The organism is Paenibacillus sp. FSL R10-2788 (genome assembly GCF_038003885.1).
Taxonomy (GTDB): domain Bacteria; phylum Bacillota; class Bacilli; order Paenibacillales; family Paenibacillaceae; genus Paenibacillus_AQ; species Paenibacillus_AQ odorifer.
This window is the reverse complement of the sequence record NZ_JBBOQA010000001.1, coordinates 5,661,881-5,677,085: the sequence shown is the minus strand read 5'-3', so window position 1 is coordinate 5,677,085 and position 15,205 is coordinate 5,661,881. Positions and strand designations below refer to the sequence as shown.

Annotated in this window: 10 protein-coding genes; 8 read left to right on the top strand and 2 right to left on the bottom strand. The window is 47.2% G+C overall.

All coding sequences use genetic code 11. From position 1 onward, the window contains the following. The first annotated feature begins 75 nt into the window (after positions 1-75). The 5 genes from NSQ50_RS25255 to NSQ50_RS25235 all read left to right on the top strand — a co-directional run bounded on the left by NSQ50_RS25255 (position 76) and on the right by NSQ50_RS25235 (position 7,250). Positions 76-1,896, top strand: coding sequence for a sensor histidine kinase (locus NSQ50_RS25255; protein WP_076212905.1), 1,821 nt, complete (start codon positions 76-78; stop codon positions 1,894-1,896). Continuing rightward, positions 1,897-3,552 carry a response regulator gene (locus NSQ50_RS25250; RefSeq protein WP_036679554.1) on the top strand — a complete coding sequence of 552 codons (1,656 nt, stop codon included), beginning with the start codon at positions 1,897-1,899 and terminating at the stop codon, positions 3,550-3,552. A 71-nt stretch (positions 3,553-3,623) separates the two neighbouring features. After that, entirely contained in the window at positions 3,624-5,315 is a 1,692-nt protein-coding gene (locus NSQ50_RS25245; protein WP_036679550.1) for a glycoside hydrolase family 13 protein, read from the top strand. Positions 5,316-5,466: 151 nt separating this feature from the next. Next, complete coding sequence (locus NSQ50_RS25240; RefSeq protein ID WP_076099469.1) at positions 5,467-6,201, top strand: class I SAM-dependent methyltransferase; 735 nt, start codon at positions 5,467-5,469, stop codon at positions 6,199-6,201. Positions 6,202-6,239: 38 nt separating this feature from the next. Then, positions 6,240-7,250: an MBL fold metallo-hydrolase gene (locus tag NSQ50_RS25235; RefSeq protein WP_076223520.1), complete on the top strand. Its 1,011-nt coding sequence runs from the start codon at positions 6,240-6,242 to the stop codon at positions 7,248-7,250. A 1,540-nt stretch (positions 7,251-8,790) separates the two neighbouring features. On the opposite strand, the gene NSQ50_RS25230 is transcribed toward NSQ50_RS25235, so the two are convergent. Continuing rightward, complete coding sequence (locus NSQ50_RS25230) at positions 8,791-9,399, bottom strand: phosphatidylglycerophosphatase A family protein (RefSeq protein WP_036686950.1); 609 nt, start codon at positions 9,397-9,399, stop codon at positions 8,791-8,793. 269 nt (positions 9,400-9,668) lie between these two features. Between NSQ50_RS25230 and NSQ50_RS25225 the strand changes: the two genes are divergently transcribed. The 3 genes from NSQ50_RS25225 to NSQ50_RS25215 all read left to right on the top strand — a co-directional run bounded on the left by NSQ50_RS25225 (position 9,669) and on the right by NSQ50_RS25215 (position 12,382). Beyond that, positions 9,669-10,802: a GerMN domain-containing protein gene (locus NSQ50_RS25225; RefSeq protein ID WP_340949952.1), complete on the top strand. Its 1,134-nt coding sequence runs from the start codon at positions 9,669-9,671 to the stop codon at positions 10,800-10,802. 163 nt (positions 10,803-10,965) lie between these two features. Continuing rightward, positions 10,966-11,724: a ribonuclease PH gene (rph, locus tag NSQ50_RS25220; RefSeq protein WP_036686952.1), complete on the top strand. Its 759-nt coding sequence runs from the start codon at positions 10,966-10,968 to the stop codon at positions 11,722-11,724. Between the two features lies 1 nt (position 11,725). Next, positions 11,726-12,382, top strand: a complete 657-nt coding sequence (locus NSQ50_RS25215) for an XTP/dITP diphosphatase (protein ID WP_038573081.1) — start codon at positions 11,726-11,728, stop codon at positions 12,380-12,382. A gap of 412 nt (positions 12,383-12,794) precedes the next feature. Here NSQ50_RS25215 and NSQ50_RS25210 read toward each other — a convergent pair whose 3' ends face one another. Next, a complete protein-coding gene (locus NSQ50_RS25210) occupies positions 12,795-15,197 on the bottom strand; it encodes a glycosyl hydrolase family 18 protein (protein WP_076225257.1) in 2,403 nt (800 codons plus the stop codon). Positions 15,198-15,205 lie beyond the last annotated feature (8 nt).

Below are 15,205 nucleotides of genomic sequence, written 5' to 3'. Positions count from 1 at the left end.
AAGCTGGTTCAGGGTTTAATGATTTCAGTTATACTTGGTTTACACATTTATTGATTATACATGAAGGTGGTTCTCATGAATCGAAACATCCGCTTATTAAGCCGTTATCGCCATCTTCCGCTCCAGTTTAAGCTGTTATTATGGTTTGTGCCGCTGCTTCTCGTGACTATATTCGCTATGGGGTGGAACTCCTATCAGATCTCTTCGCAGCAGGTGGTGGAGAAAATGAAACAGTCACAGGATCACCTGACCCGAAAAACAGCAGAGCAGATTGATGAGATGGTGAGGGGAATGATTTCTTTTTCCAATACACTCTTTCTGGATGAAAGTGTGCAGCGGCTCTTAGTGTCGTCAGAAGCACAAAAAGAACGAAATTCCGTATTTAAAACGGTCACCAACCTGATGGTCGCTGGCAACTCGATTCAATCCCTGATTCTATACTCTTTGGAAGACCAGAATAACGGGGCGGAGCCTTTTGCTGCGAACCAAGCCGGATTGACAACTGGCATGAAGTTCTCTAACTTTATCCAAACCTCGTACTACAAGGAAGCCGTTGAAGCCGCAGGTAGTCCAACCTTTGGATTGTCCAGACCCACGGATGGCATATTTGTTGGTGATCATTATCATAAGATTGTACTTTCCAGAATTATCAAGAATGTATATACTTTAAAACCGGCAGGGCTTGCGGTGATCGGGGTCGATGCTGGTAAGATTGGAAGCCAATATCTAGACAACTCTGAAGATGATGTAGATATGTTTGTGGTAGATCGAGACGGGCTCATCATTACGGCTTCTAACAAGAGCTGGATCGGCAAAAGAGATCTTGATCTTCCGTATTTTGCGGACAGCGATCCTAAGTTGAGCCTAAAGGAGAGGCTGGAGTCTACAGCGGATCACAAACAGTGGATTGTCTCGCATCTGCAGTCAGAAACGACGGGTTGGTATGTAGTGGTGGTGCATTCCAAACGGCAGCTTGTCAAAGAGCTGGGACAGATTTCACAGGTCACGGTGACGATCGCTTTTCTGTGCTTAGCAGTTAGCTTAATGGTTACCTGGCTCGCCGCCGCCTCAATAACGAAACCGCTGAAAAAGCTTTCCCGCTCCATGCGCAGATTGCAGACAGGGGATTTCACGCAGCGCGTATTTTTTGAAGGAAATGATGAGATTGGTCTCTTGGGCCATGGTTATAATCTAATGGTGCAGCGGATCAAATCGCTCATCAATGATGTATATGCCTCCAAACTGAAGCAGCAGGAAGCAGAATTGAAAACGCTTCAGGCGCAGATCAGGCCGCACTTTTTATATAACACGCTGAATACGATTTGTTGGGAAGCTGAGAAGAAGGGCGACAAAGAAATAGCGGATATGGTCTATTCGCTTTCTCAAGTATTCCGGCTGAGCTTAAATGATGGGCGGGATACGTTTACATTAGAACAGGAAGTAGAGCTTGTGACGAATTATTTGTTCCTGCAAAAAAATCGGTTTCGAGAACGTTTTGAGTTCGAAATTGCCTTGGATGAGAGTATCAAGGATTTCACAGTTCCGAAGCTGCTGCTCCAGCCACTGGCGGAAAATGCAGTGATTCATGGGATCGAGCCACTGGCTGGAAGTGGACTCATCTCGATTCGCGCCTTCCGCAAAGATAGAACTATTGTGCTCGAGGTTCAAGATAACGGGGTGGGAATCACGCCGGAAAGACTTCAGGAGCTACATCAGCGTTTAGCGAGAGGAAGCTCTATTTCGGAGGAAGAGGAGAATGCTGGACGTTCGGGGTTTGCACTCTCGAATGTACAGGAACGTTTAGCTTTGTTTTTTGCCGGAGCCTCATTGCAAGTAGAGAGTGTAGAAGGAGCAGGCACACGTATTATCATTCATATCACTGTGGAGGGTCCCTAAATGATGAAGCTGAAGCTGCTGATTGCTGAAGACGAAGACACCATCCGTGAGGGTATCGTCAATATGATTGACTGGGATTCGCATCAGATTGAGGTAATGGGCGAGGCGGGGAACGGAAGTGAAGCGCTGGCTCTGATGGAGTCTGAACAGCCGGATTTATTGTTAACGGATATCCGCATGCCGCAGATGAATGGTCTGGAGCTAATCGAAGCGGGACGGCGTCGAGGTTACGACTTTCGCTCGATTATTTTATCTGGATACAATGAGTTCTCTTATGCAAAACAAGCGATTGCGCTGGGGGTTGTCGATTATGTGCTGAAGCCGTGCCGGCCGGAAGAAATTCTGAAGACGGTACTCAAGGCTAAGGAGCTAATTGAAAGGCAGCGTTGTCAGGAGAATGAACAGCTAAAAAGAGATCGTTCCTGGCATAAAAATGCACCGCTTGTCAAAAGCCAAGTGCTGTCCCAATGGATTCATCATCCTCCGGTTCCGCTGGAGCGGCGGCAGGAGCTGATCGGTGAATTAGCTATGGCTATTAGCCATGAAGGTCCGCAGATTGGGCTGGTCAGCTTTGATTTTGATCCTCCCTCTGCCGGTGGGTCTGGACAGGATTTTGTACTTTTACGTTACGCGGCCCTAAATATTATTAGTGAGACCTTGTCTCCTATCTATAAAGGAAAAATCGAGACCTTTCATGATGGCAATCTCCTGCTCTGGATCGGCAGTGGTTTAGCTGGAACGGATTCCCGCAAGTCTTACCGAACCCCCATCTATTTAAAAGAGCAAATCGGGATGCTGCAAAGCAATCTGGAGAAATACCTCAAGCTGTCAATCAGTATTGCTGTAGGCTCCTGTCGTGCGGATATTTCGGAAGCTCACCTGTCTTATAAAGAAGCGCTTCAGGCCATGGAATCCCGCTTTCTGAACGGGAAAGGCGGCGTTTATTTTTATACAGAAGGCTCGGGAGTTATTGGGGGTGGCGCACAGGAGATCGGGATTTTAGATGATCCTGAATTAAATGTGCTGGAGGATGAGATGCTTGTGGCAGTCGGTGCAGGAAGTAATGAGCTTGCCCTCGATCTACTGGAGCAATGGCTGGAACGTTTTCGCGGAAACCCCGGATGCCTCAAGCAGGAGGTGAATATTCGGGCAACAGCTTTTGTCGTTCGCCTTAAGAGGCTTGCGCAGGAAAAACAAGTAGCTGGATTCGAATGGAAGCAGCATTTGGTCAATTGGATGGAGCAGGCACCACAGATCGAGACGCTGGAAGAATTGTCTACGATCCTGAATAAGATCATGCAGAATGTGGTGGAGGCTTTTTCTAAACATCGCCCTCTGCATCGAACAGTAGTTACAGCGCTCGAGATCATCCGTAACAAATATAATACCAATCTGTCTCTGGAATATGTTGCGAAGGAAGCTTATGTATCTAATACTTATTTAAGTTCACTGTTCCGCCAGGAGCTGGGTGTGAATTTTCTCGATTATTTGCATCAATACCGGGTAGAAGAGGCAAAAAAGCTGCTCCGCCAAAACTTAAAAATGTACGCTGTTGCAAAGTTAGTAGGCTACGGGGAAGAACGCCACTTCAGTGCTACTTTTAAGAAATGGACCGGACTTACGCCCTCACAATATCAAAAGGGACTAGGGAAGTAGGAGCAAATTGTTATCTACTAGGCTTTGTGTGGTTAAACTCTACATATAGCTAAATAGGAGGTAACCGAGAAATGAACCCGAAATGGTGGAAAGAAAGTGTCGTGTACCAAATTTATCCGATTAGCTTCATGGATAGTAACGGAGATGGGATTGGAGACTTGCAAGGAATCATATCCAGACTGGATTATTTGCAGGATTTAGGTGTAGACGTGATTTGGGTCTGCCCTATTTATAAATCGCCAAACCATGATAACGGTTATGATATCAGTGATTACTGTGACATTATGAAGGAATTTGGCACGATGGATGATTTTGACCATTTGCTGAGGGAGATGCACTCACGTGGGATGAAGCTGATGATGGATTTGGTTCTGAACCATACGTCACATGAGCACCCATGGTTTGTTGAATCCAGATCGTCGAAGGATAATCCGAAACGGGACTACTATATTTGGCGAAAAGGAAAAAATGGAGGTCCCCCGAATAACTGGGAGTCTTATTTCAGTGGCTCGGTGTGGGAGCTTGATCCGCGGACCGATGAATATTACCTTCACCTCTATTCCAAATATCAGCCTGATCTGAACTGGGAGAATCCGGTGGTCATTGATAAGCTGCATGAGATGGTGGAATGGTGGCTGAAGAAGGGTGTGGACGGATTTCGCTTTGATGCCATTGCACATATCGTGAAGACGAAAGGTTACCCGGATGCGGATAATCCAGGTGGAACACCTACCGTACGGGCTTATGGAATGTTCTCCAATCTGGCAGATGTGCATACCCTGCTACAGAATTTATATGATAAAGTGCTTTATTTCTACGATATTATGACGGTAGGAGAGACCTCAGGACTTGGACCGGAGCAGGCGCTAGATTACGTAGGTGATGGTCGCCGGGAGCTGAATATGACTTTTCAGTTTGAGCATATGTTTCTGGATGCCGCTTCGGCAGGTAGTGGAAAATGGGATGTCGTCCCATGGAGTCTACTGGAGCTGAAAAAGATTATGAGTAATTGGCAGACGGTTCTGCATGACAAAGGCTGGAATGCGAATTATCTCTGCAACCATGACCAGCCGCGCGCAGTGTCCCGGTTTGGGAACGACCTTTTTTACCGGATTCCTTCGGCTAAAATGCTGGCGACCTTCATTCACATGCTGGAAGGCACACCTTATATTTATCAAGGCGAAGAAATTGGAATGACGAATGTCTGTTTCGAATCCATTGATGATTACCGGGATGTAGAGACGCTTAATTATTATGAAGAAAAGCGAAAAAACGGCGTTCCAGAAGAGCAGATTATGTCTGCCATTCATCATAAAAGCCGGGATAATGCCCGCACCCCGATGCAGTGGGACGATGGTCACGCAGGTGGTTTTACGACGGGGACACCTTGGATTGAAGTGAATTCCAACTATATGGAAATCAACGCTGGCAACGCGATTAAAGATCCCGATTCCATCTACAACTACTATAAACAGCTGATTGCCCTGAGAAAAAAACATAAAGTCATCGTTTATGGAGCCTACGAGCTGTTGCTTGCAGAGCATACAGAGATATATGCGTATACCCGGACATTGGAAGATCAGCGGCTGCTGGTTATTCTGAATTTTTATGCTGGAGAGCCTGTATTCGAATGGCCAGCAGAGTTCCAACCAGAAAATATAGAGCTGTTAATTTCTAATTATTCCGTGGAAAAAGATGAGCAGATCCAACCGCTTAAACTTCGACCTTATGAAGCACGAGTATATTTGCAGCAGCTTGTGTAAAGGAAGCTGTAGGAATGAGTTGTCATGAAGGGGCTGAACGCTCACTGTGACAACTCTTCTTTGAGTTTGTGAGTAAAAGACTGTACAATGGCGATACATTAACATACATAGAGTGGAGTTACAGGAAGACGCCTGTGGGAGGAGAGACAACATGACTGAATGGTATGAAAAGAGCTTCGGAGAGGATTATCTGGTCGTATACAAACATCGAGACTTTGGTGGAGCTCGTAAAGAAGTTGAACGAATGATCTCGTGGCTGGGACTACCGCCAGGCTCCAAAGTGCTGGATTTATGTTGTGGGATGGGACGTCATTCACTGGCGCTTGCGGAAGCAGGGTACGAGGTAACTGGAGTGGACTTATCAGAGGTATTGCTGCGTGAGGCAAGATCTCAAACAGGAGCGGAGCAGGTAACTTGGCTGCGTTCTGACATGCGTGACCTACCGTTAACTGGAGGTTTCGATGCTGTGGTTAATCTATTCACTTCCTTTGGTTATTTTGAAGAGGATGAGGAGCAGGTAAAGGTTTTGCGTGAAATCTATCGGATGTTGAAGCCGGGTGGCAAGTTTGTTATTGATTATCTGAATCCTGCGTATGTGATTCGTCATCTGGTGCCGCATTCTACCCGCGAGGATGGAAAAAATCTGATTGATGAGTCGCGGCGGATCGAGGATGGGTACGTGAAGAAGGACATCATTTTAACCTCTAAAAATGATTCTACACCTCGCCAATATCATGAACGTGTGAAGCTGTATTCCTTGGAGAAATTCAGCGGGATGATCGAGGAAGCGGGTTTACAGCTCGAAGCTGTGCATGGCAGCTATGAAGATGAGGTTTATAATGCAGAAAGCTCCACGCGGATGATTTTTAGTGGAATTCGATCGTAATGGTATCAGGAAAAAGATTCAAAGGCGGTGATCGCACCATGTCTAAGGCGGATATCACTTCATGGGACGAGAACATTCTTCAGGTCTCGGTGCCCATGGACTCGCCGCTTCGTCAAGTGAACAGCTATATTCTGCCCGATGAGGATGGCAGAATTACTATTATTGATCCCGGTCCGCGTAGCCCGGAGACAGAAAAATGCTGGCAGGCGATCCTGCAGGAGCTGGGATTGTCGTGGAAGGACGTGTGGGATATCGTCGTAACACATCATCATCCCGATCATTATGGATTGGCGGGATGGTTGCAGTTACAGACCGGATGTAAGGTATGGATGACTGAACGTGCTCATGCCGAAGCGATGTTGATGTGGGGCAGTGACACGGATATCAATGAAGTTTTGCCGTTATATTTCATTGGACACGGAATGTCGGAAGAATGGTCGAGTGGAATAAAAACGCATTTGGAGAGCTTTGACGCTCAAGTGGAGCCGCAGCCGGTTGTAACTTATCTGAATGAGGTAGAGCCTTTCGGGATGGGGGGCCGTGAATGGCAATTGATTGTAACTGGCGGACATGCACCGGGACATGTGAGCTTGTATCATGCGGACAGCGGGCAAATGATCTGCGGCGATGCTGTGCTGCCGCAGATTTCGCCCAATGTCAGCCTGCTTCCAGGCAGCGATCCACAGCCGCTGCAGACGTTTCTTCAGGGGCTGCGGGAGCTGGGCAGCTATCCGGTCAGCATGGCGTTCCCGGGCCATCGGGAACCGTTCACGGGCTTCACGCACCGGGTCAGCAGCCTGCTCGCTCATCATGAGGAGCGGCTGGATACCGCTGCAGCCTTGCTCGCAAACTGCCCGCTGAGCGGCTTCGCAGTCTGCGAAATTCTGTTTCGCAGCCGGGTAACCACCGTTCACCAGATGCGCTTTGCGATGAGTGAGACACTGGCGCATTTAGCGGAGCTGATGCGCCGGGAGCGGGCAGTGATGATAGAGGCGGACGGTGCTATATTATTTGCAGCATCTCAAAGTGCTGGAGACCATGTTAGTTAGAGTTTCTAGCGGGCTCGAAGAGTGATGAGTGATGAATGATGATTGATGAAATGAATTGAGATGTGAAGGTTATGATCAAGTAGAGGTACAGAGCAGTCCTGTGTTATTGGGACTGCTCTTTTTTTGGGTTTTGGTTTTAGTGACTAAGGAGAGAGTATAATTCGGTGCTATTTATATGAATATTGAGCTCCTCAGTCCGATCGCATACCAAACTAACCTTTGATTACATACTCATGCGTTAGGCTGATCATTTGGACTAACATTTGATTACTTTGCTTACGCGTTACACAGGTCATTCGGACTCAGATGCAGCTATTCGTGAGTTTTGGGGCTTTTGAGGTTAGTATCGGACCGGAGAGGCGTTATTGCTAGTGCAGAGGGTAGTTATTGGTCATTTTTGAGTGAATAGCGACTCTGGAGTCCGAAAGTGACTAAATCAAGGGTGTTTTATGGAAATAGGGTCACCTGAGTCCGATCGCATTACCAAACTAACATTTGATTACTTAACTCATGCGTCAGGCTGAACATTCGGACTAACATTTGATTACTTTACTTATGCGTCACACAGATCATTCGGACATAGATGCAGCTATTCGTGGATTTTGGGACTTTTGAGGTTAGTATCGGACCGGGGAGGCGTTATTGCTAGTGCAGAGGGGAGTTATTGGTCATTTTTGAGTGAATAGCGACTCTGGAGTCCGAAAGTGACTAAATCAAGGGTGTTTTATGGAAATAGTGTCACCTGAGTCCGAACGCATTACCAAACTAACATTTGATTACTTAACTCATGCGTCAGGCTGAACATTCGGACTAACATTTGATTACTTTACTTATGCGTCACACAGATCATTCGGACATAGATGCAGCTATTCGTGGATTTTGGGACTTTTGAGGTTAGTATCGGACCGGGGAGGCGTTATTGCTAGTGCAGAGGGGAGTTATTGGTCATTTTTGAGTGAATAGCGACTCTGGAGTCCGAAAGTGACTAAATTAAGGGTGTTTTATGGAAATAGTGTCACCTGAGTCCGATCGCATTACCAACTAATGTTTGATTACTTTACTTATACGTCACACAGATCATTCGGACTCAGATGCCGCTATTCGTGGGTAGAAACACATCTTGTCGAGTAACTAAGTATTGGTATTGACTAATTGGGGAATTCCTCCCTGTTTTTTGAGGATTGTTGAGGTGTAGAGCGGATATTAGGGAATTTCTCCCTAATATTCTACGAATGTAGCTATAAATTAAGGTTTTCGTAGAGTTATTAGGGAAGAATTCCCTAATACCTTAGGTTTTGAACGATTTTCGGTATTTTTTAGGGAGTTTTTCCCTAAAACGGTCCCAAGCCAAGCCAACCCAACCCAAGCCAACCCAAGCCAACCCAACCCAAGCCAAGCCAAGCCAACCCAACCCAACCCAACCCAACCCAACCCAACCCAACCCAACCCAACCCAACCTCAAAAAAAGCGATTGTCTCATAACCCGCAAGGGTTACGAAACAATCGCTTTTTAATTCTCAGAGTGTACCCAAAACACCGGTTACTCCGGTTGTTTTTCATGTTCTGCAAGTTTCCTTGCAGCTTCTTCGCGATCCTCAGGTGAATGCGGAAGTTCGAGGTCTATCTCACGCTCCGCTTGCTTACGGTGTGCGATTCGGCTACTAGCTGCAGCGGCTACAGCTCCGACGATATCGTCGAGAAAGGTGTGGATCTGCCCGGTGTTTTTGTCGTTCAACCGTTCAAGAACGCCTGGCTTAAGCTTGTCCACATAACCATAGTTGGTGAAGCCAATGCTGCCGTATACATTTACGATGGAGAAAGCCAGAATCTCATCCACTCCGTATAATCCCTCATCATTTTCGATCATATCCTGAAGCGGCGGAAACAACTTCCCCTCCTCCGCGAGCATGTCCAATTGAATGCCCGTAAGTACTGCATTTTGCACTTCCCGTTTGCTGAGTACCATCTCAACGTTATGGACACATTCTTCCATTGTTAAGTTTGGATAATATTTTTTTTGCAGAAACATAACGAGCTCTGCGATTTCCTGCAGGTTCACTCCACGCTTATTCAACCACACTTTGGTCGCATCTGCGACTGCCTTGCTGTTCAGACTGTAAGGTATTTTTGCGATTGGTTCATCAGCCATGATTAGTCACCTCGTAAGTTAAGTCTTTGCATTACAACGTTCGTTAGCATGATGTTAAGCGCTGGTGTTATCTCAGATTGTACGTTTAGAAGAAGTATTTGTCCAGAAAGCGGAGTCTATGTGAATTAAAATCTAGATCCAACCCAACCTGAAAATAAAGTACACAGGCTTTTCCAACAATTTAGGATAAGCAGTTGTTATTTTTTGGACAAAGGTCTCGTATACATAGCAGTACAAATGCTATCTAACCTTGAAAGGGGTAATAAATGATGAAAACAATGCAACAAATCCGCGGAATTTCCGCAGTCTGCCTACTCGCAGTTCCACTGGCACTGTCCGGTTGTGGCTTGTTCGGTTCGGAATCAGCATCGATTGATGCTCCGCCACCTGAGGTTGAAGCGCAGATGCTACAGACAGAGGGAAATAACACTTTGGATTCAGGTGTATTTGGTCCAGTGGCTCAGGATGATGCACAAACAGCTGTTAAGGACAGCACCAAAACCGCTAAAGCAACGGATAAAACAACGGCTTCCGGTGACCGGACGACCGTATATTTGGAAGATGGAAACGGCTTACTCGCTCCAGTGTCGCTAAATCTGCCAAAAAGCAAAGATTCCAGCACGCTCAAGAACTCTTTAATGGCATTAGTGAATAAGGGAGAATATGCGTCCTCATTGCCAGAAGGCTTCCAAGGCATTCTACCAGCTGGAACTGAGGTGCAAAGCATTACGGTAGACAAGTCGAATCTGGCAGTTGTTGAGTTCAATTCGGAATTTAACAACTACGATGCTGCGGATGAACGCAAAATCCTTGAAGCGATCACTTGGACGCTGACCGGTCAAGATGACATTAAAGGTGTACAGTTCTGGGTAGATGGTAAAAAGCTTACGGAAATGCCGCTTCAAGGTACTCCGCTGGATCGCCCGCTGTCCCGCACAATGGGCATTAACCTGCCTAAACAAGGTCCATCTTTGATGAACTCTAGTGCGGTTACTGTTTATTTTTCCACAACATCTCCTGACGGTATCCAATATTATGTTCCGGTTACGCGCTTTGTACCCGCAGGGCAAGAACAGCTGACAGCTGCTATAAATGAACTGATTGCGGGACCTGAATCTGGAGATGGTCTGGAAATGGTTATGACACAGGGCACATCACTTGATTCGGTTGAAGCCGGACAAAACGGTGTTGTTACTGTATCCTTGAATGACGATATGTTCGCAGATGGGAAGGAAGTTCCTGCCGAATTGCTGGAATCGGTTGTTCTGACTGTTGCGCAAAATACGGAAGATGCTTTAGTTCAAATTCGTTTGAACGGCAAACAATCGATTACCGACACTGACAATGTGGACTATAGCAAACCTGTTTCTGAACCTGAATTTTTGAACGAGCTCCCGTTATAGAATGACCTTCTAAGGTTTAAAAGATGCTTTTGTGCCTCCTCTTTGGTAGAATAAAAGTTGCTCAAAAAGACGTAACGTCCCGAACGGTGAACTGCCGCAATGAACAACAGGGAAACGGGACTCACACTAAACTATTAGCTATACGATGTAGGAGGCAGAAAAGATGAGATCAAACGGGCGAACTGACGACCAATTACGACCGCTGACAATAACGACCCAAACGAATAAATATGCTGAGGGCTCCGTGATCATTGAGATGGGAGACACCAAAGTCATTTGTACGGCTACTGTAGAGGAAAAAGTGCCTCCGTTTCTTAAAGGACAAGGAAAAGGCTGGGTAACTGCCGAATATTCGATGCTTCCACGGGCCACCCAGTCCCGTAATCAACGTGAAGCTGCACGCGGTAAACTTACCGGACGTACAATGGAGATCCAACGGCTGATCGGCCGTGCGCTTCGCTCCGTGGTGAATTTACAAGCGTTAGGTGAACGCAGCATTACGCTGGATTGTGATGTGATTCAGGCGGATGGGGGAACTCGGACGGCTTCGATAACAGGCGCTTTTGTTGCCATGGCATTTGCTATTAATAAAATTGCACTACAGCACAAGCTGGCTGTTTTTCCTATAACAGACTTTTTGGGAGCAATTAGTGTAGGTGTTGTAGGGGATAAAACACTGCTCGATCTGAATTATGAAGAGGATTCCAAAGCCAAAGTGGATATGAATGTAGTCATGACCGGCGGCGGTGCTTTTGTTGAGGTACAAGGAACTGGCGAAGAAAGACCATTCTCGCGTCAAGAGCTGGATCTTTTGTTGGGTCTAGGTGAGAAAGGGATTTATGAACTGATTGCCGCACAAAAAGAAGCGCTCGGAGCGATTGCTCTGAAAATCCCTTCCGGCCAGCCGGGCCAAGAGGTGTAACATGAATTCCACAGGCAATATTCTCATTGTCGCTACGAAGAATAAGGGGAAGGTGCGCGAATTCGAGCACGCTTTTGCCCCGCTGGGCCTGACAGTTAAGAGTATGTATGACTATCCGCATCTGCCCGATGTGGTAGAAGACGGAGCTACTTTTGCAGAAAACGCATTTAAAAAATCCAAAGCCGTAGGTGACGCACTTGGAATTCCGGTACTCGCTGATGATTCGGGTCTTTGTGTAGATGCTTTGGATGGCAGACCTGGTGTGTACTCTGCACGTTTTGCAGGTGAAGATGCTACGGATGGGGAAAATAACCTAAAGCTGCTTAGCGAGCTAGAGAGATTGAAACAGGGGGAAGACACAGATCAGCCTTTGCTGAGCACGGCTAGGTTCGTCTGTACTTTATCGCTGTACGATCCAGTTTCCAAGCAGGAGCTAACCGCAGAAGGTGCGGTCGAAGGTTGGATTACTTCAGAACCATCAGGTGCCGGTGGTTTCGGTTACGACCCGCTATTCTACCTGTCGGAACATGAAAAAACTATGGCCGAGCTTACGCTGGAGGAGAAGCAGCAGATCAGCCATCGAGGAACTGCACTGCGACTGCTGACGGCGAAGCTGGAGAAGAAACTGGCGGCTGAAGGCGGCCTATCGCCGGAATAGAGTTTTTTTAAAAAGTGGGGGTGTCCAAAAGCCGCGAAATGGCTGCTGGGCACCCCCGTTTTTTATACCTTCCCTTTGAACTAAGCCTCAAACTTCGTTCGATTCTAACACATTTACCCGTATGAAGCTGCCACCCGGACACAGCTGACCTTAAACGTAGCTATTTCCGATAATTGAGATTCTACTGGACCCCAAAGTCGCTATGGGCACGAAAAAAACCCCAAAAGAAGCATTTCATAAGGAATAGCAGCACTGGAGTCCGAAACATAGCTCCAAAGGCTTGAAATTTGTAAATAACGTCAACTGGGTCCTTAACGTAAGCCCCAGAGAATGAGTATGACTCTGCACTAATAATGGGATGTTCTTCTTGTAATGGGACAATCTTCTTGTTGGAATCAAAGAGAGCACCCGATTATATCAGCTTCCAAAGAGCAGGTGTAGAAGCTGGCTCCCACCCCTGAAGTGAAGTGTGAGGCTGCAAGCAGGTATACGTTTTTCCACTGTAGGCAACGACATCACCTACTTTATAAGCAACTCCTGTTACCCAGCTAGACCCTCCCGAAGTAGGTGTAGCAGTCGGTAATGGAGTTTGCGTGGGTGTTACGGTTGCAGTAGGCGTCGGTGCCACCGTAGGTGTCAAAGTCGGTATTACCGTTGTAGCTACAGTTGCCGTTGGTGTAGACGTTGCTGTTTCACATACGCTGATGTATTTCCAGACACCGTCCGGTCCGCTAAGATCGGGACGATCGCCTTGTGTCCACCACTTGGCTTCATAGATTGAGCCGTTGTAGGAAACACGTTGTCCGCCAGTATATGCGGTTGCCGCATTCCAGGTCGCTGCCGAGCATTGTCCCGGCGTAGGAGTAGGTGTTGGCGCTACAGTTGGCGTTGGCGTCACGGTTGCCGTCGGAGTCGGTGTTGTTGTAGGTGTTGCCGTTGGTGTTGCTGTTGGTGTAGTCGTCGGAGTAGGTGTTGCTGTCGGTGATGCAGACGGTGTTGGTGTTGGCGTAATGCCACCGTACAGTTTATCGTATTCCTGTTGGGACGAGTTTCCGTTCAGGGTGATTCGCTGTGGACCGCCTGAAAAATTCAGCTTCATCATACCCGGAATTTCAAGTGAAGCTCCGTTTGCAATGGTTTGAGTAGCTGTACCTGTAATACGGTAGCGGTTGAAATCCCAGGTCGTGGAGATTTGCTCAACGCTACCGGCTCCCCATGCCGAGGTTAGGGTTGTAGTTGTTGGCAGGTCGAATTCCAGCTTCCAGCCACCGGGAATATCCGCACCGGTGTTGTTCGTTATTTTTAATGAATAGGTATAGTTCGGATGATCATAAGCGCCGCTGAAGCTGAGGTTGAAGTTTTTAGGTTCAGGCAACTGCGGCTTAGGAGCTCCGCCCGGCGGCGAGGCTGTCTTCAGCTGATCATAGGCAAAATCGGTCAGAGAATTGCCGTACGTATAAGTGCCATCGCTCTGCTCAGAGTAATCGCCCGTTAATTCCCAGAACATCATGCCTCCCAAGCCTTTTTGTTTAATGTAATCCAGCTTGTAGCCTAGAGATTCCTTATCTTCATACGTAAGAAAAACCTTCTTGTCTGCGTTGAACAAGTACGGTGTTTTGGTAACAGGATCGAAGTAACGTTTATTCGCTGGATCTTTGAGCAGATTTAGCACATGCCAGATCGGATTTGCACCAGCAGGCTGCTCTGGTGCGGGATCATTCCAGATGCCGTATTGGCCATCTGCTCCCCCACCGGTTGTCGGAGCTGTGCCGTAAAAGCCGGTATTGTTGATGCCTCCATTCACATTTTTCCAGCCTCGTGAATAATAAGGAACTCCGATCACGATTTTTTCCGGAGGAAGCGTACCGAGATAGTATCGGACCGCCCAGTCGGTATTCAGAACCGGAGTACCCAGCGCAGCAGTTTCAGTATCGCGGGAATCCGGGTACAGTGCAGAATGCGGCCCTACATAACCATTCCACGCACCATGGAAATCATAGGTCATAAGGTTCGCCCAGTCTAAATACTGATTGGCTTCCCCAAGCTTCATGCCCCCAAGAATCCAGGAAGAGGCGGTGGCCGCAATAGTCAGGTCATATTTCTGATTGTCTTGTGAACCTGCCAGATCGAGCTTTTCGCGAAGTTTTTTCATAAGAAGAACGTAGTTGTTGTAATTAACTGTACGCAGCGGTTCTGCCACGGCAAAATCGTTAGGATTACCGGACTGCCCAGTGCCAGAAGGGTACTCCCAATCGATGTCCACTCCGTTGAACTGATAGGTACGCAGAAAATCCACAACACTATTGGCAAAAGCTTCTCGCCCGGCTTCCGAATTCGCCATGTTGAAGAATCCTCCGGAACCCGACCAGCCGCCAACAGAAATCAGGGTGCGTACATCAGGATAGAGCTGTTTGTACTTGATCAGTTGGTTAAAATGCCCCTTAAAAGGCAGGGTAGTCAGCTGACCGGGATAGTCTTTTTCGATTGCAGCTGTACGGTCCATGAGATCAATCTTGTTCGTTTGAGGATTTACCTTGGCGAAGGCGTAGTTAATATGGGTAATTTTATCCCACGGAATTTTGTCTACGGTGTAAAATCCTTTGTTCTCCTGATCGCCCCACTCTGGGAAGTAAGCAACGATTTTGCGAGGATGGTCAGCTGCTGGAGCGGGAGCGGAAGGTGTTGTTTCCGTTGCATGGGCCACTGGTAAGGATGCACCTGTCCCGGTGTAAAGTGGAACCAGAACGATTAGGCTCATTAGCGCAGCAAGGTAACTTATGGATATTTTGCGCTTAGCACGTGCTTTTGCAATCATATTTAATA